The sequence below is a fragment of the Microcoleus sp. S1D4 genome, assembly GCF_036700765.1.
In the GTDB taxonomy this organism is placed as follows: Bacteria; Cyanobacteriota; Cyanobacteriia; order Cyanobacteriales; family Microcoleaceae; genus Microcoleus.
On sequence record NZ_JAUBPP010000012.1, the window covers coordinates 127,868 to 147,516 of the forward strand.

Below are 19,649 nucleotides of genomic sequence, written 5' to 3' on the forward strand. Positions count from 1 at the left end.
GGAAAATGGCTTCGGAAGGAAGTCCACAAAACGGGGTGAGTTTTCTTTAAGGTTACTTCTAGTTCGCAGCCTATCGCCCGATTAATTGCTACTGCTAAGATACGATCTCCGCAGAAAATCGTTGGAATTTCGCTGGCTAGAATTAATCGATTTTCTCTTGTTAATCCCAAGCAATAGCAGTTATCGGGCAATTGTATGGCACTTAGTGCTATGCCGCAATAACTGCTGTTAAATTGGATGGGTACTTGAATGAGTTTTGGTTCTACAAAGCTCATGAACGACTCCCGTAGGCCGCAAGGTTAGGTTTACTCTTATTGATTACTGTACAGAAGTTGGGGGTGTTTGATAATTAGTCTTAAGATATAAGTTACTGTTTAGAATTTATGCTTTTCTGCCATATACTTTGATTGATAGGCGAATGTTTAGATGATGTTAAAAATCTATACTTGCAGGTATAGATTTTGTCTAAACGCTATTTTTGGGGGGACAATGTACGGAATATTTCAGAATTTACGGACTCCGACTCAAGAAATCGGCTTTTTAGCGGAATTAATGGCTAGAATTGAGTTTTTGGGTAAAAAATCCAGATTTATGAGGGTCAATCTTTCCGGGACGGGTCATTTTAAAATGGATTGATTAAGAATGTTTAAAAGCTTATTAAAAATCCCCAAAAATGTACTACTTCAAGAGAAGTATTTGCGCGGAAGATGGTCGATCGCCATTTTGTTTGCTATTGTGATCGCGCTGGAATTTAGCACTCCCTCGGAGTATCTGTTTGGATACTTATACACGGGGCCGATTATACTGGCAAATTCGCGCTTGAGTCGGTTGGGGAAATTACAAATTACGCTGATAGCGGCAGCTTTGACTTTGTTGAATGTGTTTATCCCTCCTGGAGAAACGATCGCCCTAGCAACTGTTGCAAATAGAGCGATCGCAGTTATGGCTTTGGGAGTGACGGGATATTTGAGCGATCGCAACCAGCAGTACCAAGAAGCGATCGCAGTCGCCAAAGCTCAGTTGCAGTCTCAGCAGCAGCTAGCCAGCATCCGAGAGGATTTTGTCTCTACTTTGACTCACGACTTGAAAACGCCGATGCTGGGGGCGATAGAAACAATTAAAGCTTTTAAATCGGCAAAATTTGGCGATGTTACTCCCAGTCAGCAAAAGGTTCTCGAAACAATGGCGCGATCGCACAAAATGTCGCTACAATTAGTAGAAACCCTGTTAGATATTTACCGCAACGATACTGAAGGTTTGAAACTGCAACTTGCTCCTGTAAATTTAGTAGCTTTAGCAACAGAGGTAATTGCCACACTCGCAGATTTATCGGCGGCGCGTCGAGTTTATATTAGTACGAGTTACGGAGAGTCAGATTTCCGTCGCTCTTTGTGGGTAAACGGCGATGCAGTCCAACTCCAGCGCGTTTTTGTTAATTTGCTAACAAACGCGCTCAACCATTCTCCCCGAGGCGGCAAAGTAGAAATTGTGATGGCATCTCATTCAAATTATCAGGTAGTGAAAGTGAGCGATAGCGGGTTGGGAATTACCGCAGGGGAACTCTCGCACCTATTCGAGCGTTTTTATCAAGGAAATAGCGATCGGCAAGCTAAAGGATCGGGATTGGGATTATACTTATCTCGCCAAATTATTGACGCGCACGGCGGTATAATTTGGGCAGAAAACAAATTGCCCCACGGTGCTTTGTTTGGATTCCGATTACCAGCAATCTCCGCCAATGAAACCTAATTCTCCCTTACGAATTCTGCTAGTTGAAGACGACGAACTGTTTCGGTTGGGACTGCAAACTCGATTGCAGCAGGAAAGTTGCTTGGAAATAATTGCCGAGGCGGAAGATGGAGAAACTGCGGTAGAATTGACTCAGGAATACTTGCCGGATGTGGTGGTTTTGGATGTAGGTTTGCCGGGAATTGGTGGCATTGAAGCGTGCCGCCAAATTAAGCAGCGACATCCAGAAATTCCCATTTTAATTTTAACATCCCATTCCCAAAAATCGTTAATTGAAAGATTGATGGCTGCGGGAGCTCACGGATATTGTCTCAAGGGAATTGCGGCGGAAACTTTGGTTTTGGCAATTCGATCGGTAGCGTCGGGCGCTTCTTGGTGGGATAAGGGCGCAACTGCGGAAATTAGGGCAGTTTTTACTCATCCTGAACCTGTGAAAGTCGGGGGAAAATCGGAAGTTTTAGACAATCCGCTGACGAAGCGAGAACAGGAAATATTGGCTTTAGTTGCTAGTGGGAAAAGCAATCAGGAAATTGCACAAATATTGTACATTGCCCCGGGGACTGTGCGGGTGCACGTTCACGCAATTTTGCAAAAGTTAGAAGTGCGCGATCGCACTCAAGCAGCAGTGCTCGCCATTCAGAAAGGATTGGTAGCAGAAGAACTGTTAGGCGATCGATCTTAAGTCTGGTAGTTGATAATAATTGAGACTTACGCATCAAACCCAAAGAAACCCGGTTTTTTTGAGATTGAGGGTTTTCAGGCGTGTATTTTCCCAAAAACCCGGTTTCTAGCTATAATACAGCGTATTCCAGGTTGATTAAATACACACTCCCAACCGGGTTTCTTTACAGTTCTTGCATCATATCAATTCCGGTTGCACTCCTCATGATGTTAACTGTTAACTGTTAATTGTTAACAGTCAACAGTGCAGGCGATCGTATAGTTTACGGTTGCTGTTGAACGATCGAACCAGTCTTGATGCTGATGACGCAAAGCCTCAAGAAAAGAGAGATCAATAAATCAGAGGCGGCATTAATTAGTGTTCACCTGCCAACATCTGCGGTTTTACGATTCAAAACATAGTAAATCGCCCAAATTGCCATCGCCCGCAAATAGTGACTCGCCCGAAAAGTCCCCCCCGCCGTAATCGCTTCCGGTGTCCGAAACTGCAACCCATTCTCATAAATTTGCTTCACCACCGCATCCGTCAATTTAAAGGCTTTATCCTCCATTCCCATCTGTACCAAAAAAGCAGCCAACCCAAAATTAATCCCCGTCCAAACTTCCAAAGGATGAGTCGCATTGGGATTTTCCGGCGAACCGTTCAGCATTACCCCATTCGCAGCCCCAAACTCGCCATCGTTGAACTTCAAAAAACAAGAATCGTACACAGTTTCTAAAGCGCTGACTGCACATTCTGGCGGCACAATATCCGGCAATCCTAACAGCTTCGCGTAAAAATGACCGCACAATTGGTCTGCCATTACCACTTCCGATTTACTCTCGCTGTCCAAACGGTAATATTGACCGTTCCACAGTTTTTCTTGATAGCTAGGTCTTGCTTGTAACAGCCAACTGTGATATAATGCAATCTTCTCTTGGGGATTTGGAATTATCTCAGGTGCTGCATCTTCTAAGATTTCGCCGATCGCGATCGCACTCTCCAGCGCCGCCAACCACAAACCCCCGCAATACGCACTTATTCCCCGCATTTGCCAATCATCAAACGTCTGATCCGGGGCTCCCGAATTCTCAGGAATGCCGTCGCCATCCTCATCAAAGGTTTTCAGATAAGCCAAAGCCTCAACAATTGCCGGCCAACAATCTTGCAAAAACTCGCAATCTGTGCCGCCAGTCAACAAAAAGTCCCGATAAACCTGCAACACAAAATCGCAAGGTAAATCCTTCCACAAATTGCAATCTTGATAGCTAGTATAATTGGTTTTCTCCCAAGGATGTTCGTTAGGCGCACCCAAATCGTGCGGTGTCGCACCGACGGCTTTTCTAATCGCCGAAGCTTGATTCCAGCCCACAATTCTCGGCGTATCGTCACCAGCAGAAATTGCCCTAGCAAAAGCAATCATTACCGACTTTTCTAATTCCGGCCACAGCATCAACAAAGCAAAAGAACCGTAAAGCCGCACGTCCAAACTTTCGTACCAGCGGTAATCAATGCACTCTAAAACCCCAAATTGACCCTTCGGATCCCGTTCGTCCGCCGCACTCCAAAGAGTACCGCCGTCAGTCAAAATGTACAACTCATTAAACAGCGCCATTTTGAAACTGTCGGACAAATCTGTGCGTTCTAAAATGGGTTTTTGCCAAGCTTCAATATTTTCGCGCCAAGTATCGGAATGCTTCATTGCAGTGCGAATAATCGGCCAAGCATTTTTGCCGTTGCGGCCGAAGAAATCTGTATAGCGGCGGTAGTACCAAACTCCCGATGCAAACTCAGTAACGGGCAAATCCCAAGCTATAATAAAGGGAATTTTGCGAGTTTTTCCCGGTCGAATAGTAAAGCGAACTGCGATCGCACAAGCCAACTGTTCTCCGGCGGCTGCGGCTGTCTCATCTTTGTCATCCAACAAGAAACCTTCAGCAGAAAAGTTGCGCCAAATTTCGTCGCCATTCCCCGCCGGGTTCCAGCGAGTTTGGTAAAATACTTCTACCGCTGGATTAGTAATAGTTGCGATCGCCCATTGTCCCTCCCCCTCTTGGGGTTCGTCCTCAGCAGTCAACCGCGTCATCACGCAACCGATCCGGTGAAAATCTTCCACCAACAAATTCAAATTTCCGGCACTTTCTCCCCACCGGGGTTGATAGTCATAAAATGGACTACCATCATCTCGCACCATCACTTTCGGCGACTTATTGGCATTAGTAAACCAACCGACAATATTCTCCCAAGTCAGCATGATGCTGAGAGTAATCGGCGCATCTGTAGGATTGTGCGCTACCCATTCAAACATGGCAACTGGGTAACTGCTTTCCTGATAATTGTTCGGCAAAATTGGCGAAAATTGCTCGCAGCTTAATTGAGCCTGAAACACATTTTCGTATACAAACCAACTGCGCGGATACAAAGCATGATAACTACCCGAGGAATTAGACTCTTCCCCGGTTCTTTCTTCTTCTTCCCTTCTTCCTTCTTCCTTCTTCCTTCTTCCTTCCGATGGATACCATTTCCAACTCGATAAACTGCCATCGGTAGGCGGTTCAGTGGACAGTGCAAAAGCTTGTTTCTTGCCTTTAGTTTCTTCAAAAACGCTGAACTGACAAGCGGGTAAACTGCGAAATATGTGCTCGCCGCCGTCAATGTGCCAGAGGTTGAAGTCGCCGCGGGACGATCGCCCGATGCAGCCGGCACCGAACCCGCCCAGAGGCATTCCGTGCCAGGGCCCGTCGTCTAGATTGCTGGCGTAGCGGACTGTATAGGGATTCTCCCAACCAAGGCCGATGGGACGTTTCCAGGCCTGCGGGGGGATGTTTGGAGTAGATGTGCGATCGTTCATGATAGGTGTTAGTGGCAAGGGCGATCGGTGCGATTCCGGCACAGCTTTAATAGTATATATAGGACTTACACAAAAAACCCAGTTTCTGATTTAGATTTTAGATTTTAGATTGCAGCAAGGCACTTTATCGGGGCAGAATATCACCTAAGCTTAGATTGACAAACTCCGCAGGTATCGTTTAACATTTAATTAGATGCTAATTTCATGTTATCATTATGATTAACCTTTCAAGAGACATACATTCTCTCACCGATTTTAAACGTAATACGACTGAGTTTGTGCAGCGGCTCAAACAAACAAAACATCCTTTAGTTCTAACTGTCAACGGGAAAGCAGAGTTAGTTATTCAGGATGCTGAATCCTATCAGAAACTTTTAGATGCGGTTGAGTTATTAGAGACTTTAAAGGGAATTAAACTGGGTTTGGCACAAATGGATCGAGGGGAAGGGCAAAAAGCGGAGGATTTTTTCAATCAACTGTTTGATAAGCTAGACAGTTAGCGATGAATCAGAAATATCAAGTCATTATCCAACCCGCAGCGCAAAAAGCGATCGAGGAATCTTATTTTTGGTTGAGTAATCATTCTTCTCAGAAGGCTAGAAATTGGTTAGAAGGCTTGTACAAAGCTATCTTATCGCTAGAAAATATGCCTTCTCGTTGTTCCTTCGCGTTTGAGAATAGTTTTTTTGACGAAGAAATACGACAACTTGTTTACGGCAAGGGACGAAATGCCTATCGGATTCTGTTTACGATTGTTGATGATAGAGTTCAGATTATTTTTGTGCGACACGCTGCCCAAAAACCGATGATAGATGAATCAGAATAAACTCCGTCGAAGTGTCGAAACCCTGACTACCCGTGCGTAATTCATATATTTAGTTTGACACCCCACTTTATCGGGGAAGAATATCATCTAAGCGAAGTTGCAAGCTTTTTAGCAGAGGAGAAATAATCGGTTGACCGAGGCGAAATTGTTGCTGGATGTAATCTTGGTCAATCAGTTGGCAAACGGTGATAGTAGGTTGTTTTGGTTTACCGATAAAAGCCACACCCCCTAATCCGCGATAATCAACGATCCAATATTCGGGAATTCCTAAAATAGCATACTCTTCAACTTTTCGGGCGTAATCTGTTTCCCAGTTAGTGCTGACGACTTCTACAACTAATTTAATCGATCGTCCCAGCGTAATCACAGGTTCTCTTTCCCAGAGAGGTTCGCTGACAAGGGCAGTTTCATCTAACACGACAATATCGGGACGGCGGGCAGTAGCTGCATCTGAGAATGGACGGATCAAACAAGTGCGGGGAACTCACATCTTGTACCATTCTCAAGAACAGGCAAGATGCCTGTTCCACAAAGAGTGAATTTTCTTGTGGAACAGGCATCTTGCCTGTTCATAAAAAGCTTATTGAGAATGGTGCAACATCTCAGGGGAATGAACCAGGGTAGTTTTTCGGCTGCCAGAACGATGCCAATTTGAGTTGCTAGTTTACCGCTGACGGTTTCGTGGGGGCCTGTGGGTTCCCTGTCAACTAATTCTCCGTCAGCCAGTTCGTAGCGGAAGTTGTCAAAATATCGATCGAGGAATGTTTCAAAAGTTAGGATTTTTTGCGCGGTGTAAGCCATTGGAAACTAATAATTTTTTGCTGAAAATCTTATTCTATCAACTAACCAAATCCCAAATCAGAACCTTTCCCCGCGTGAACCAGAGCCAACTTTTCGTAATGCTTAGCGTGTTCCACCAACTCGGCTGCTTCTTCCTCAGAGACATCCCGCAGGCGTTTGGCAGGCACTCCCGCAACTAGCGTGTGAGGGGGAACGTCCTTGGTGACAACCGCCCCTGCACCGACGATAGAGCCTGTTCCCACCCTCACTCCGTCCAGGACGATCGCCCCAATCCCGATCAGGCAGCCCCGTTCAATGTAAGCTGAGTGAATCACGGCTCGGTGTCCGACTGTCACGAAATCTTCCAAAACCGTCGGTTTCCCCGGATCGCCGTGCAGAATTGCTCCATCTTGGATATTGGTAGTTGAGCCGATCGCAATTCGCTCTAGATCCGCCCGCACCACCGCCCCGTACCAGATACTAGCGCCCGCAGCCACCTCTACCCTGCCGATGACAACAGCACCTTCAGCGACAAAAGCCGCTTGGGATAGATCGGGCCTGGGCCAATAGGAAGGAAGTGCAGGCAGAGGTTCGTTGAGATTGCTCATTTGTTGGTCGATCGTTATACTTCTAGCAGATTAGCTGGTTGTTGATACGGGATATAATAAAAGTATTTGGCACTTTTGCAGAGAAAATATGCTGGGACGCAAATAAATGATTGAAGTTGCCTTGCAATACCCGATGTTTGGCCCGGAAATTCAGTGTCCCCACTGTCGCCAAACAATTCCGGCTCTAACGCTAACGGATACCTATTTGTGTCCGCGTCACGGGGCATTTGAGGCAGATCCAAAAACGGGGGAACTGGTTCACCTTCAGTCTGGGCGGCACTGGCGCCGCTGGGAGAATGAATGGTATCGCCAGCACACCCACCCGGACGGGATTCGGTTTGAAATTCACGAAGCGCTCGATCGACTCTATACTCAAGGCTACCGAGCAACTCGCGTGATCGTTGCTCAACGCTATCGCGACTTAATCAGCGCTTATTTGGAACGCAGCACGCCTTGGCGAGGCCAGTCGGAATCGCCACGGCCGAGGCTGTACGGTTTGCCTGTGGATTTTAGCCCCGATCCTCAAGAAGACCCTTGCTGGGAAGTGATTAATTTTGATTTGGAAAAAGAGCCGGGAGTTCCGATTAGATATCCCTATTTTCGGTTGTTTGAATAAGTGAAGGAAGAAGGAAGAGGGAAGAAGGAAGAAGGAAGAAGGAAGAGGGAAGAAGGCTCTATTGCTTTCGCGCTAAAGATGCGACCGTTTTTAATTACGAATTACGAATTTACCCTCTAAAATCTAAAATCCCCAGCCGGAATTCCTACTTCCCTTCTAAAATCTAAAATCTAAAATCTAAAATCTAAAATTGAATGCACCACGCCTCGATTCGCACTGCTAACATTCACCGGGCGATCGCCTTTTACGAACAGTTGGGATTTACTGTGAGCGATCGCTTTACTACAGGTTACACCCTAGCCTGTTGGATGGAAGGTCTCAACGGACGCATCGAACTAATCCAAATCCCGGAACCCAAACCCGCACCGGATGCTTTCGGAGACGAGCATTATGTTGGATATTATCATTTATCTTTTGATTTAACTGAGGCGACAACTGACTTGCCTAGTTGGTTGCAGTCTCTGAAACAGCGGTTTGAGGAAGCTGCTAAAGACCAACCAAACCAGTTTCAAGCTTTGAAAGTTTTATTAGAACCGACTCAACAGGCGATCGGGCAAAATGTTTACGAAGTAGCTTTTATTGCCGATACAGACGGTTTACCCTTAGAATTTATCCGGCGCATGAAGAGCTAATTAAGTCAGAGTTGAAACACTTCAGAAATCCCATCAGCGTGCATCTGTGTTCATCTGCTGATATCTGCGGTTAAAAAATCCCAATCCCACTAATCTGCTTTAATCCGGATATCAATTAACCAATAACTTCAGTAGAAGGAATAATGGGCGTTGCTGATTTACGGTATGAAAGGCTAAATATGCCCGTCATAGAAACCAGTATTCACAAAGCGTTTGGATTTTCAACTTATTTTTTTCATACCATGATTAAGCAACACCGATTTTTTGGGTGGCAATCAAGTATAATAGCAGTAATGTTTCTTTACTTACTGCGGTTATAGCCCGTTCGAGTCGATGCTCTAGTTCCTCAACCGTTTCCTGGATTTCTACCTGAAATTTGTTGGCCATATTGGATCTCCTCTACTTTAGCCTATATGAGCGTGTACCTTCATAGTGAATTGGTATTAGACAGAATTAATTACACAAATACATAGTAGAAGGATATTCCAGGCAAAATTATGAGTTAATTAGAATTTCCTATGTTTATCAGGAAAATAAATCCTCTTTTGTCTAAATTGCTCGACTCGAATTCATCGCCAAAGCCAACATTATCAGGTACGTCAGAGAGCACATTGCCTCATATTAGCTTCGCAAGGAGTAAAAAAAAGAGAGTTAATGAATATTTTCAGAATAAGTTATAAGACACTCTATAAGTGGTTCACTCGGTGGGAATTAGAGGGAATGATAGGACTTTATAATAAACCAGGAAGAGGTGAAGAGGCACTATTTAACTCTTCGCAGAAAGCCCAAATCAAAGACTGGGCTAAACAAGAACCAAAGCAATTAAAAAATGTTAGCCAAAAAGTTCAAGAAGCCTGGGGATAAGTCCGAGTATAAAAACAATTTTAAGATTCTCGACTTAGCTCTAGGTGAAGAATACCCCCGCTATCGGGGAGAACTGATGAAACCTACAAACTTTACTGTTATAATTGATATGGCTGAAACCTTAGCAAGCGAGCAGCCATTTTTACTCGTCGATTTTTAGGATATTGGCCGTCATATCTTTGGTGAGCTAACCCTTAATCCTAGTTCTGGCATGGAAAAATTTGAGCCTCCTGAGTATGACTACAAGCTTAGGCAATTGATGCCGTAATGGTCAAAACAGCAGTGTGAAGGATTAACAACTCAGTGTTTTGATATTCCGTCAGTGAAATTGTGTGTTAATTAAAGTTCTAAAATATTCTCCCAAAGCAATTTATTTCTTACAGCGATATGGTGCTAAATTCTGGATCAAGAATCAATCAAAAGGTTTGTTTTATCTGTGGCGCTGGTCACTCTGGCTCTACGCTTCTAGGACTTATACTGGGAAGTCATCAGGATTGTTTCTACTCGGGAGAGGCAAGGAAAGCCAGATTCATGCAAAATACAAACTACCCCATAAAAAGAACTTGCAACCTTTGTGGTATCAATTGTCCAGTTTGGAAAGATTTTATTACTAGCACTCACCTAGACTTATACGAACAAATATCGCTCAAAACACAAAAGCCAATTGTAATTGATTCTACAAAAAACACTTCTTGGCTAGAAGAACAAATAGCCACTATTCAAAAAACATCTTCCCAACCTTTTTTGATATTTCTCCAAAGAGATGGGCGGGCAGTTATCAATTCCCGCACCAGAAAATATCCTCAAAAAAATGTCAAAGAAATAATTGATGATTGGAAGGAACTCATTAATGAAACCCAAGAATTGTACCGTCATTTTAATGGTAATAAAATTAAAATAAAATATGAACATCTTGCCACAAATGTAGAAAGTGTCATCATAACGCTTTGCGATTTTTTGGAAATAGACTATCAACCCCAAATGGTTAAATATTACCAGCACGAACATCATCCAGTAGGAGGAAACAACGGAACGAAGTTTTTAATAGTAAAGGCTCAACACAAAAATACAGAAGAATTTTTACATAAGGTATCAAAGCGTTGCTCAGATTATTACCAAAATCATGGTTTAGAAATTACTTTAGATTTGCGTTGGCGTCAAGAACTTGACCCTACTGTGGAGCGTTTATTTGAAGAAATTGCCGATAAAGAAAACGAAGAATTGAAATGGGAGGTGTAGCATCGAACCAACTTTTGATATTTCTCAGACCTCTTCTCAACTCAAAATTGTTCGGAGTATTGTAAATTTGCCATAAAAATTCTGCTATTAAGCGTTCACCCTCCACAAGGAGGCGGCTCATACCAATTCACTATGAATCTGCACTTAATATAGCTTCAAGGATATAGAACCCATTTGAGATCTTTTTAAGAGGATGCTAGCCGTTTGAGCATTAGCCGAATGAAACACAGCTTGAGCTTGGCATTGGAACGAGCGAGTGTACGGTCAAAATTCTTGATTAAGCTTTTACATCGATCTACCCAAGCATTTGAACGTTCAATTACCCATCTAGCCGCCACAGGCACAAATCCAGATTGCCCTTTAGCTGCCTTCTCTGCTTTTGATGGTTTGGCTGAGAGTTCAAATTGAATCTTAGTCATAATGTCAGGGTAAATCTCCTCCAAAGCTTGAGTGAGTTTTTCAGGATGATAGCCGTTATCTAATAAGATGGTTGTCTTCGGTAACTCGACAGGTTTCAATTTGAAATAATCGATGTTTTGGGAAAACATTTCAATCAAACCACAATCATCAGATAAGCTAGCTTTGGTGCAATGAGTAAAGAACGGAAAGCCCAGGATATCGACGGCTAGGTGTCTTTTGATACCGTTTGTTGTCTTGTAAAAACAAAACCCTTTCGACTCAATACTAGCATTACAAGTATTTTTTACCCATGAGTGAATCAACCATGATTAATGTCGTCCACTGCGGTTTTTTTTGACTTGTTCACGCACCTTGCTATGTAGCTGTACCAAGATTAGATCGAGTGCACCTTCCTCACACCAATTCTGGTAATGCCAAAATACTGTCGAGTATGGCGGTAGATCTCTGGGTAGGTCAGACCAATTACAACCATTTTTGAGTTGATAAAATATGCCGCCCGTGAACTTGCCGTTTTGTCCACACTGGTGGCCTAGTTTTCTTCTTCTGGGGCAGTAATGGCTCGATGATTTCCCACTCTTTGTCACTCACATCGCTCGAATAACCCATTTTCAGCCCTGACCTGCTTAACTTTACTGATTCTACCTGATCGACTGTTGTCAAGTCGATCGACTGTTGTCAAGTCGATCGACTGCTGTCAAGCCGATCGACTGCTGTCAAGCTGATCGACTGTTGTCAAGCCGATCAACTGCGGCTAGCATCCTCTTAAAAGATCTCAAATGGGTTCTATAGTCTAAACAAGATTGGTTATGTTATATTTTTAATATATCTGTACAAAAAGAAGAAAATCAATGCTTAAACGTCTTGGAGTTGGTGCTGTACTTCTGGTTTTAGCAGAATGCTTATCCGGTGGCGCCGCTTTGGCAGATAATTTTGGGGCGATCGCTACATCGGATGCTACAAGTGCCTATGGTTTTAGCTACGACCACTCAACCCGTGCTGCTGCTCAAAATAAAGCATTGGCAGAGTGTTCTAAAAATGCAGAGGATTGCGCGGTTCGAGTCTGGTTTAAGAATAGCTGTGGTGCTGTATCGGACAATGGTACTCATGTTGGTTGGGGACTTGGTGATTCTCGCGCCGAAGCTGAAAACAAAGCAATGAGCGCACTTGAGGATTCAGGAAGCATAGTTGCTTGGGCTTGTACCACACGATAACTCAACTTTGAAATTGGGAATTGGGAATTGGTAATAGGACTAGAGACTAGAGAAAGCTAGACCGCCACCGCTCCGACCGATACTGCCAACAATCCGATCGACATTGCCAACAATCCGATCGCTCCAACCGTGGCAACCTTGCCAGACGTTAGACCCGCGCTAGACCCGCGAACTTTGCCTGTGATGCAACTCTACCAGCCTTGCCACTGCAAAGGTGGTAATCAAATAAGCCCGACTGTCTCCGACATGGGCCACGTAGAGCTCGTGAATGTGGGCTAAAGCCATAACTAAGGTAGTGCCCATCCGCTGGCGGCCTTGGCGGCGTTCGGTATCGTTACGACTGGCGATCGCCAGTTGTCTGTCGATCGTCAAAAAATCTCAAATGGGTTCTATAAGCTTTCCAAGTTAAAAACTCAGGCTTGGAATTAAAATACCATGAAAAAAATCGATTTAGTTTTTAGAACTGTTGGCGAAAGAACATCCCAAATAGCCTTAGACCTAGCTATCAAAAATATTCAGCCTCGTCAAGTTCATATTATTGAAAATGTTAAACCTTTTGCCCACGCTGTTCAGCAAATGCTGAAAATGAATTACGATTGTGATTTTGTTGTCTTCATGGATGCTGATTGTTTAATTATGGAGGATATGTCTCCTTTCCTTACCACCAATAGTTTGCCATACGTAGACTGTTATGTTCTTGATAAATTCAGAGGTCATATTCATTGTGGTGTACATATTACTAGAATTGATGTAATAAGAGAAATGCAAGCAATTAAAGTACCTGATAATGATGCTAAATATGTATTAAGACCTGAATCAAGAACTCGTGCACTGGCACTAAAAAAACTGAAGCTAGGAAAAGCATTTAAGAAATTTAACATTATCCATGATTTTTTTCAATTCTATCACCATATTTTTGCCAAATGTGCTTTGAGAGAACTGAGAAGTCGCCAAGATTATCATCAAGCTAAATTAACTATTTGTCAGGAAGATTGGGGAAGACAAGAAAAAGATTTAGATTTTTCGGTTGCTAAATATGCTGTAAATTATGCAAAAAAATATATTTCAAAGCAGGCAAGTCAGCCGGAAATTGCTAGGTTTATTGAGGATTTACCAAATATTGCTCTCCGCGAACTTAAGCAAATGAATATTTTGGAAAAAGCTCCTTTAACGTTAGCCGAAACTATAGAATTTTCAAGTAAAATTATTATTCAAAGACCCATGATAAGTAAAAAAATGAAAGTTTTTGGAATTGGTTTGAGTCGCACGGGAACTAAAAGCTTAACAATGGCATTAAATATGCTAGGGATTAATGTTGTTCATTATCCTGATGATGAGACAATTTTACAAGACCTGATGGCTGCTAAGTATGACTTTTCGATTCTCAATGATTATGATGGGATTACAGATATAACGGTAGCTCCTTTTTATTCTCAGTTATATAAATTATTTCCTGATAGTAAGTTTATCTTAACCGTGCGTAATAAATCATGTTGGTTAAAGTCTTTAGAAGCTCACTGGTCAAAGAGGGCTGCGTTTGATTTCGATCCTAGTAAGGAGACTAAGATGCAGATCAGAAGATTATTAAGAGCGGCTGTTTATGGTACTTATGCGTTTAATGAAGATAGAATGTCTTATGTTTATGATTTACATTATAGAAATGTGCTTGAATATTTTAAAGACCGTCCAGAATCTTTGTTAATTATTGATGTTTGTGATGGCGAAGGATGGGAAAAGCTCTGTCCATTTTTCAATTTACCTATATTAGAAGAACCTTTTCCTTGGATGAAGAAGAAAACGGTTTTGACCGAAATATTGTCAGGGGTGAAGTGATTTTGCTATATCGAACGCAGGAAAATCGAGCTTGGTGCAAAGAAAGAGGAATTAGGATGAGTGGCGTTCCTCTAGGAAGACCCAAAAAATATTAGCAAGTCAAGGAAGAAACAAGCTCAGTCAGACGAGAGAAGTCGTAACTCAATTTGTCACAAAATTTGGAGAAGCTAAAAGAAGATTCAGCCTTGGTAGAGTCATGGCTAAACTTTCTAATACTTCTGAAATAACCATCGCCATAAATTTTCTGGTGATGAATCTTTCTGCCCTGCTACGGCAGGCTTTTTGGCTTTTTTATGTCTATTTCACAACAAAAACCTTTTTTCATGTTTTCTGCCTGTGACGATTAGCACAGATTATGTTCTCTTAACAATACTTAAAAAAATGGGTAGCCAGAAACCGGGTTTTTTCACCAAAATACTCGCCAAACACCCTCAATCTCGCTGAAAAACCCGGTTTCTTGATCTTTGTGTATCAGCCATGTAATTACTTGCCCGCAATTGAGAACAATTATTATTATTAATTAGTTCTCACCGTCACGACAAACTCAACAATATTTTTCTAAAAAATAGCTAGATTTTGAAATCAAAATCTAGTAAATTATCTTTTTAACCTATAATATGAACATCTATTCATACTATCAGACATAAGCAGAAACCCAGAAAACACCATGCAAAAAGCCAAATCGAGCGATTCCGGTTGCTGTAGTGACGACGGCCACGACCACGACCACGACCACGGCCACGGCCACGGCCACGACCACGACCACGGCCACGATCACGACCACGGGCACGACCACGGGCACGACCACGGGCACGGAGATTTCAATCTGAAGCAAGAATTGATTCCTGTTATATCCGTTGTTGTACTATTTATCGGAGGTTTAATTTTTGAAGAACAACTCCACAACACGCCCTATTCTATAGGTGAATATCTGGTTTTCATCCCCGCCTATCTTTTAAGCGGATGGAATGTTTTAACCATTGCGGGGCGCAATATTCTGCGAGGTCGATTTTTTGATGAAAATTTCTTAATGACTATAGCAACACTCGGCGCTGTCGCTATTCACAAACTCCCTGAAGCAGTCGGTGTGATGTTGTTTTTCAAAATCGGAGAACTTTTTCAAGAATTTGCGATCGGGCGATCGCGTCAATCGATCCGATCGCTTTTAGAAATTCGCCCAGACAGCGCCAACCTCAAGCAAAATGGCGACATCAAAAAAGTTTCGCCAGAAACCGTAGCCGTCGGCGATATTATCCTTGTCAAACCGGGAGAAAAAATTCCCTTAGACGGTGAAATTATAGACGGCAATTCTCAGATTGACACATCTGCATTAACCGGAGAATCAGTACCTCGAACCGTGAAAGTTGGAGAAACAGTTTTAGCAGGAACAATTAACCAGACAGGAGTTATCACCGTCAAAGTTACCAAACTATTCGGCGAATCTTCAATCTCCCGAATTCTGGAATTAGTAGAAAATGCCAGAAGCAAAAAAGCTGAAACTGAGAAATTTATCACCAAATTTGCCAGTTACTACACGCCGTTTGTAGTATTTGCATCCCTAGCAGTGGCTTTAATTCCGCCTTTGTTCATTTCTGGAGCAACTAATGCAGACAGATTTTTATGGGTTTACCGCGCCCTAGTCTTGTTAGTTATTTCCTGCCCTTGCGGATTGGTGATTAGCATTCCTCTCGGATATTTTGGGGGAATTGGCGGTGCAGCTAAGGGCGGTATTTTGGTTAAAGGCTCGACTTTTCTAGATACCCTGACAGCAGTCAAGACAGTTGTTTTGGACAAAACAGGAACTCTGACAAAAGGAGTTTTTAAAGTAGCACAAATTGTGCCTACAAATGGTTTTACCCAAGCAGCGTTAATGGAAATAGCCGCTAAAGTAGAATCTCAATCAAATCACCCCGTCGCGAAATCTATTATGGAAGCTTACGGCGGAAAGATAGATTCATCGGATGTTAAAGATTACGAAGAAATAGCGGGACATGGCATTCGAGCAAAAGTAAATAATCAAATTGTGCTTGCGGGAAATGACCGTTTGCTGCACCGAGAAAATATCCCTCACGATGTCTGCAATGCTGAAGGTACTGTCGTCCATTTAGCGGTAGACAACAGCTACGCTGGCTACATTTTAATTGCTGACGAGCTTAAGGAAGACGCAGTACAGGCTATTCGCGACCTCAAAAAATTAGGTGTTGAGCGCATCGTGATGCTAACAGGAGATAATCAAGCTGTAGCCGATAGTGTTGCGAAAAAGCTCGGTTTAGATTCCTATTTAGCCGAGTTATTACCCGAAGGAAAAGTCGAGGCGATCGAAAAACTGATCGGTCAATCTAAAAAAGGCGATAAAATTGTCTTTGTGGGGGACGGAATTAATGATGCACCCGTACTTGCTAGGGCTGATGTGGGCATAGCGATGGGGGGTTTGGGCTCCGATGCGGCGATCGAAACTGCCGATGTTGTAATTATGTCAGATGCACCGTCAAAGGTGGCTGAAGCAATCCAAATTGCCCGAAAAACTCACAATATTGTCTGGCAAAATATCATTTTTGCCATGTTAGTTAAAGGCATATTTATTGCTTTGGGTGCTTTTGGGTTAGCTACCATGTGGGAGGCAGTTTTTGCCGATGTTGGGGTGGCTTTAGCAGCTATTTTCAATGCGACTAGAGTTTTGAAATAGAGTGTTCGCAGGGCGGGCCTTGCCCAACTTACGCCACAATTGAAACATACATTTTGAGGTCAAAAATACTATGCGTCGTCAACGTTCTCAGCCCTGGATTCACCGCTATTCTCGTCCCATCACGGCAGGAATTGCCTCAATAGGGGCTGCGATTACTGCCTATCTAACAGTGGTCAAGTTATCCAACGGAACGGCAGCTTGTCCGATCGAAGGCTGCGATATCGTGCTTTCGAGTCCCTATGCCTATGTCTTTGGTTTGCCTCTTTCTTTGTTCGGTTTTTTGGGCTATTTGAGCATGATAGTTTTTGCCGTAGCTCCCCTACTTGTCAATCCCGCAGAACAGAAGAGTCTCCGCTCTAAGTTAGAGTCTTGGACGGGACTATTTCTGTTTGCTGGTAGCACGGCTATGACGATTTTTAGTGGCTATCTGATGTATGTACTGGCTGTTGATATCAAAGCAGCTTGTATTTACTGTATTGCCTCTGCTTTATTTGCAACTAGCTTGTTTTTCTTAGCATTAATCGGTCGCGAATGGGATGATATCGGGCAACTATTTTTTATAGGAATTCTGGTGTCTATGTTAGTGCTGATTTCCTCTCTGGCTCTTTATGCTGATGTGAATAATCTCGGTACAGCTAAGGAGACTAGCATGAATACCACAACATCTTCCGGTACTTCGGAAATTGCTTTAGCGCAGCATTTAAAAAAAGTGGGAGCTAAAATGTACGGATCTTATACCTGCTCTCACTGTCAAGCGCAGAAGGAAAGTTTTGGCAAAGAGGCGGCTCGAATTATCAATTATATCGAGTGCAATCCTCAAGGGAAAAATGCGAGGCCTGATCTTTGCCAAGCTGCGAAGATTCAGGGAACTCCCACTTGGGAAATTGACGGTAAGTTTTACCAAGGGCAAAAATCGTTGCAGGAGTTAGCTGATTTATCTGGCTATCAAGGAACTCGCGAATTTCAATTTCTCTCAAATTAGGAACGTTGATAATAGTGATTTTGGCCGATCGACCTTATCGCAGTCGATCGCCCGCACCTCAGTTCAATTCCGGTTGCACTCCTGGTGATGTTAACTGTTAACAGTCAACAGTCAACAGTCAACAGTGAATTTACTATTCCGATGAAGAGAGGATTTGAGATCGCGGTGAATCGATCGGACTTGATATGAAGCTCAATCAAACTACAAAAATAAAACCCGCACTGGCGGGTTTTATCTGAAAGTTAATTGTAAATAACTGCCAATTTCAACTATTTCTTGACACCAGGAGCCTCGTTAGCAGCAACGGGACGAGTTGAGGAAGCCGTAGTTTTCAAAAGCGCGATCGCCTGCGCGTAAACAGGATCGTCCTTAGTCGCAACCAACATCGGTTTGTTAGCTAATTTCAGCTTTTCTGCGTCGCTGACTTCGACTTTGACATCGGGAGTAACGCCCTTGTGGCTGATATCAGTACCGTTGGGAGTATAGTAGTGAGCGATCGTCACCGCCAATCCCGAACCGTCAGACAAAGAATGCACCGACTGCACCAAAGCTTTGCCAAAAGTTTGGGTGCCCATCACAGTTGCGCGCTTGTTGTCCTTGAGAGCACCGGCCAAAATCTCGCTGGCGCTGGCGGAGTTGTCGTCTACGAGCACCACCAAAGGCTTGTCAGTGATCGCAGTGCGGTTTGTCCGCATTTCCTGAGAATCGCCCACCCGATCGACTGTACGGACGATCGCCCCTGTATCCATCCACATCCGGGCAATATCAATGCTCACCCGCAGCAAACCGCCGGGATTCCCCCGCAAATCCAACACAAAAGCATCAGCTTTTTGAGCCGAGAGCTTTTTAATCGCCGCCTCCATTTGTTCGCCCGCGTGGGAACTAAACTCTTGCAAGCGGATGTAACCGACTTTCTCGCCGCCTTCATCCTTGAGGCTGTAGCGAACCGCAGCTACCTCAATTCTCGCCCTAGTCAGAGTGATATCAAACTCACTTTTGCCCGGACGAGCCATCCGCAGCGAGACTTTCGTGCCTTCGTCGCCCCGAATTATCTGAGCCGCATCCGAGACAGTCAAGTCCTTGGTAGTTTTGCCATCAATCGCCAAAATCGTATCGCCCGCTTGAATCCCTGCTTTCAGGGCCGGGGAATTTTCCATCGGTTCGACTACCGTAATCGCTTTCGTTTTCTCGTCTTGTTCCAGCCTCATCCCCACCCCTGTCAGTTCCCCAGAGGTTTGATTCGTCAGCGCTTGGTATTGCTTCGGGTCCATGAAGCGCGTGTAGGGGTCGTTTAATTTCTCTAGGGCTTTGCGGAGGGCGGTATAGGCTGCTTCGCGAGAGGTATAATTTTTGCTCAGCAAGTCGTTCCGGGCCACTTGCCAGTCAGTCTTGTTAAAACTGCCATCGACGTATTCTCGGTTCACAATTTGCCAAGCTTCGTCTAAGACAGCTTTGGGGCTATCTTGAAGCTCGGCGCGGACTGATTGACTCAGGCCAGGAACGAGTAAAGATATCGAAGCGGTTGTGGCCATCGCCCCAGTGAACAGGGCTGCCTGTAACATAGAAAAGCGTTTGCGGGCTTGATTCATTGAATTATGGCTCAATTCGATTTTAGATTTTTGATTTGAGATTTTATATTGCTAAAAAATCTCAAACTACCATTTAAACTATTGTGTGGAGGCTCTACCATC

General features: G+C 43.7%; 22 protein-coding genes and 2 pseudogenes. 14 read left to right on the plus strand and 10 right to left on the minus strand.

Features of this window, described 5'->3' with window-relative positions; all coding sequences use genetic code 11:
* Window positions 1-642: 642 nt before the first annotated feature.
* Window positions 643-1,749 carry a sensor histidine kinase gene (locus QT998_RS14780; RefSeq protein ID WP_333115066.1) on the plus strand — a complete coding sequence of 369 codons (1,107 nt, stop codon included), beginning with the start codon at window positions 643-645 and terminating at the stop codon, window positions 1,747-1,749.
* Window positions 1,739-2,431 carry a response regulator transcription factor gene (locus tag QT998_RS14785; protein ID WP_333115065.1) on the plus strand — a complete coding sequence of 231 codons (693 nt, stop codon included), beginning with the start codon at window positions 1,739-1,741 and terminating at the stop codon, window positions 2,429-2,431. Before QT998_RS14780 ends, QT998_RS14785 begins: the two co-directional genes overlap by 11 nt.
* Window positions 2,432-2,792: 361 nt before the next feature.
* On the opposite strand, the gene QT998_RS14790 is transcribed toward QT998_RS14785, so the two are convergent.
* Window positions 2,793-5,261, minus strand: coding sequence for a GH116 family glycosyl hydrolase (locus QT998_RS14790; protein WP_333115150.1), 2,469 nt, complete (start codon window positions 5,259-5,261; stop codon window positions 2,793-2,795).
* Window positions 5,262-5,476: 215 nt separating this feature from the next.
* On the opposite strand from QT998_RS14790, the gene QT998_RS14795 reads away from it, so the two are divergent.
* Entirely contained in the window at window positions 5,477-5,761 is a 285-nt protein-coding gene (locus QT998_RS14795) for a type II toxin-antitoxin system Phd/YefM family antitoxin (protein ID WP_172187146.1), read from the plus strand.
* 2 nt (window positions 5,762-5,763) lie between these two features.
* The gene (locus QT998_RS14800) at window positions 5,764-6,087 is read left to right on the plus strand and encodes a type II toxin-antitoxin system RelE/ParE family toxin (protein WP_333115063.1); all 324 of its coding nucleotides are present in this window, start codon (window positions 5,764-5,766) and stop codon (window positions 6,085-6,087) included.
* A gap of 67 nt (window positions 6,088-6,154) precedes the next feature.
* On the opposite strand, the gene QT998_RS14805 is transcribed toward QT998_RS14800, so the two are convergent.
* From QT998_RS14805 to QT998_RS14815, 3 genes are read right to left on the minus strand one after another with little or no spacing between them, the layout of a single operon-like run.
* Window positions 6,155-6,556 (minus strand): Uma2 family endonuclease, encoded by a 402-nt coding sequence (locus tag QT998_RS14805; RefSeq protein WP_442921974.1) that lies wholly within the window; start codon window positions 6,554-6,556, stop codon window positions 6,155-6,157.
* Entirely contained in the window at window positions 6,553-6,888 is a 336-nt protein-coding gene (locus QT998_RS14810; protein ID WP_333115061.1) for a hypothetical protein, read from the minus strand. The genes QT998_RS14805 and QT998_RS14810 overlap by 4 nt, the downstream gene beginning before the upstream one ends.
* A 41-nt stretch (window positions 6,889-6,929) precedes the next feature.
* Window positions 6,930-7,475, minus strand: a complete 546-nt coding sequence (locus QT998_RS14815; RefSeq protein WP_333115059.1) for a gamma carbonic anhydrase family protein — start codon at window positions 7,473-7,475, stop codon at window positions 6,930-6,932.
* A 106-nt stretch (window positions 7,476-7,581) separates the two neighbouring features.
* Here QT998_RS14815 and QT998_RS14820 point away from each other — a divergent pair, with 106 nt between their 5' ends.
* Both QT998_RS14820 and QT998_RS14825 read left to right on the plus strand, forming a co-directional pair.
* Window positions 7,582-8,091 carry a TIGR02652 family protein gene (locus QT998_RS14820; protein ID WP_006631343.1) on the plus strand — a complete coding sequence of 170 codons (510 nt, stop codon included), beginning with the start codon at window positions 7,582-7,584 and terminating at the stop codon, window positions 8,089-8,091.
* Between the two features lie 194 nt (window positions 8,092-8,285).
* Window positions 8,286-8,723, plus strand: a complete 438-nt coding sequence (locus tag QT998_RS14825) for a VOC family protein (RefSeq protein ID WP_333088185.1) — start codon at window positions 8,286-8,288, stop codon at window positions 8,721-8,723.
* Window positions 8,724-8,969: 246 nt separating this feature from the next.
* Here QT998_RS14825 and QT998_RS14830 read toward each other — a convergent pair whose 3' ends face one another.
* Window positions 8,970-9,110 (minus strand): hypothetical protein, encoded by a 141-nt coding sequence (locus tag QT998_RS14830; RefSeq protein ID WP_333088184.1) that lies wholly within the window; start codon window positions 9,108-9,110, stop codon window positions 8,970-8,972.
* Window positions 9,111-9,290: 180 nt separating this feature from the next.
* Here QT998_RS14830 and QT998_RS27515 point away from each other — a divergent pair, with 180 nt between their 5' ends.
* The 3 genes from QT998_RS27515 to QT998_RS14840 all read left to right on the plus strand — a co-directional run bounded on the left by QT998_RS27515 (window position 9,291) and on the right by QT998_RS14840 (window position 10,826).
* Window positions 9,291-9,587 (plus strand): helix-turn-helix domain-containing protein, encoded by a 297-nt coding sequence (locus QT998_RS27515; RefSeq protein WP_442921978.1) that lies wholly within the window; start codon window positions 9,291-9,293, stop codon window positions 9,585-9,587.
* On the plus strand, window positions 9,553-9,747 hold the full coding sequence (locus QT998_RS14835) for a hypothetical protein (protein WP_333115057.1): 195 nt from the start codon (window positions 9,553-9,555) through the stop codon (window positions 9,745-9,747). Before QT998_RS27515 ends, QT998_RS14835 begins: the two co-directional genes overlap by 35 nt.
* A 227-nt stretch (window positions 9,748-9,974) precedes the next feature.
* A complete protein-coding gene (locus QT998_RS14840) occupies window positions 9,975-10,826 on the plus strand; it encodes a sulfotransferase (protein WP_333088181.1) in 852 nt (283 codons plus the stop codon).
* 185 nt (window positions 10,827-11,011) lie between these two features.
* Here the strand turns inward: QT998_RS14840 and QT998_RS14845 are convergent, their stop codons facing one another.
* Genes QT998_RS14845 through QT998_RS14850 form a run of 3 tightly spaced genes read right to left on the minus strand, consistent with a single transcriptional unit; the run spans window position 11,012 to window position 11,852 of the window.
* Window positions 11,012-11,548 (minus strand): IS5/IS1182 family transposase, encoded by a 537-nt coding sequence (locus QT998_RS14845; RefSeq protein WP_333218064.1) that lies wholly within the window; start codon window positions 11,546-11,548, stop codon window positions 11,012-11,014.
* A 6-nt stretch (window positions 11,549-11,554) separates the two neighbouring features.
* Window positions 11,555-11,737, minus strand: coding sequence for a transposase (locus tag QT998_RS27520; protein WP_442921531.1), 183 nt, complete (start codon window positions 11,735-11,737; stop codon window positions 11,555-11,557).
* The gene (locus tag QT998_RS14850) at window positions 11,709-11,852 is read right to left on the minus strand and encodes a hypothetical protein (protein ID WP_333088179.1); all 144 of its coding nucleotides are present in this window, start codon (window positions 11,850-11,852) and stop codon (window positions 11,709-11,711) included. Before QT998_RS14850 ends, QT998_RS27520 begins: the two co-directional genes overlap by 29 nt.
* A 242-nt stretch (window positions 11,853-12,094) precedes the next feature.
* On the opposite strand from QT998_RS14850, the gene QT998_RS14855 reads away from it, so the two are divergent.
* Window positions 12,095-12,457, plus strand: coding sequence for a DUF4189 domain-containing protein (locus QT998_RS14855; protein WP_333088177.1), 363 nt, complete (start codon window positions 12,095-12,097; stop codon window positions 12,455-12,457).
* A 159-nt stretch (window positions 12,458-12,616) separates the two neighbouring features.
* On the opposite strand, the pseudogene QT998_RS14860 reads toward QT998_RS14855, so the two are convergent.
* Window positions 12,617-12,808, minus strand: a pseudogene (locus QT998_RS14860) (hypothetical protein); the annotation flags it as partial.
* Between the two features lie 84 nt (window positions 12,809-12,892).
* Here QT998_RS14860 and QT998_RS14865 point away from each other — a divergent pair.
* From QT998_RS14865 to QT998_RS14880, 4 genes and pseudogenes are all read left to right on the plus strand, one after another.
* On the plus strand, window positions 12,893-14,290 hold the full coding sequence (locus tag QT998_RS14865; RefSeq protein WP_333115053.1) for a sulfotransferase family protein: 1,398 nt from the start codon (window positions 12,893-12,895) through the stop codon (window positions 14,288-14,290).
* A 5-nt stretch (window positions 14,291-14,295) separates the two neighbouring features.
* A pseudogene (locus QT998_RS14870) lies at window positions 14,296-14,734 on the plus strand (transposase); the annotation flags it as partial.
* Between the two features lie 223 nt (window positions 14,735-14,957).
* Window positions 14,958-16,976 carry a heavy metal translocating P-type ATPase gene (locus tag QT998_RS14875; RefSeq protein ID WP_333115051.1) on the plus strand — a complete coding sequence of 673 codons (2,019 nt, stop codon included), beginning with the start codon at window positions 14,958-14,960 and terminating at the stop codon, window positions 16,974-16,976.
* A gap of 70 nt (window positions 16,977-17,046) precedes the next feature.
* On the plus strand, window positions 17,047-17,958 hold the full coding sequence (locus tag QT998_RS14880; RefSeq protein ID WP_333115049.1) for a vitamin K epoxide reductase family protein: 912 nt from the start codon (window positions 17,047-17,049) through the stop codon (window positions 17,956-17,958).
* 269 nt (window positions 17,959-18,227) lie between these two features.
* Here QT998_RS14880 and ctpB read toward each other — a convergent pair whose 3' ends face one another.
* Complete coding sequence (ctpB, locus tag QT998_RS14885; RefSeq protein WP_333088170.1) at window positions 18,228-19,547, minus strand: carboxyl-terminal processing protease CtpB; 1,320 nt, start codon at window positions 19,545-19,547, stop codon at window positions 18,228-18,230.
* Between the last annotated feature and the right edge of the window lie 102 nt (window positions 19,548-19,649).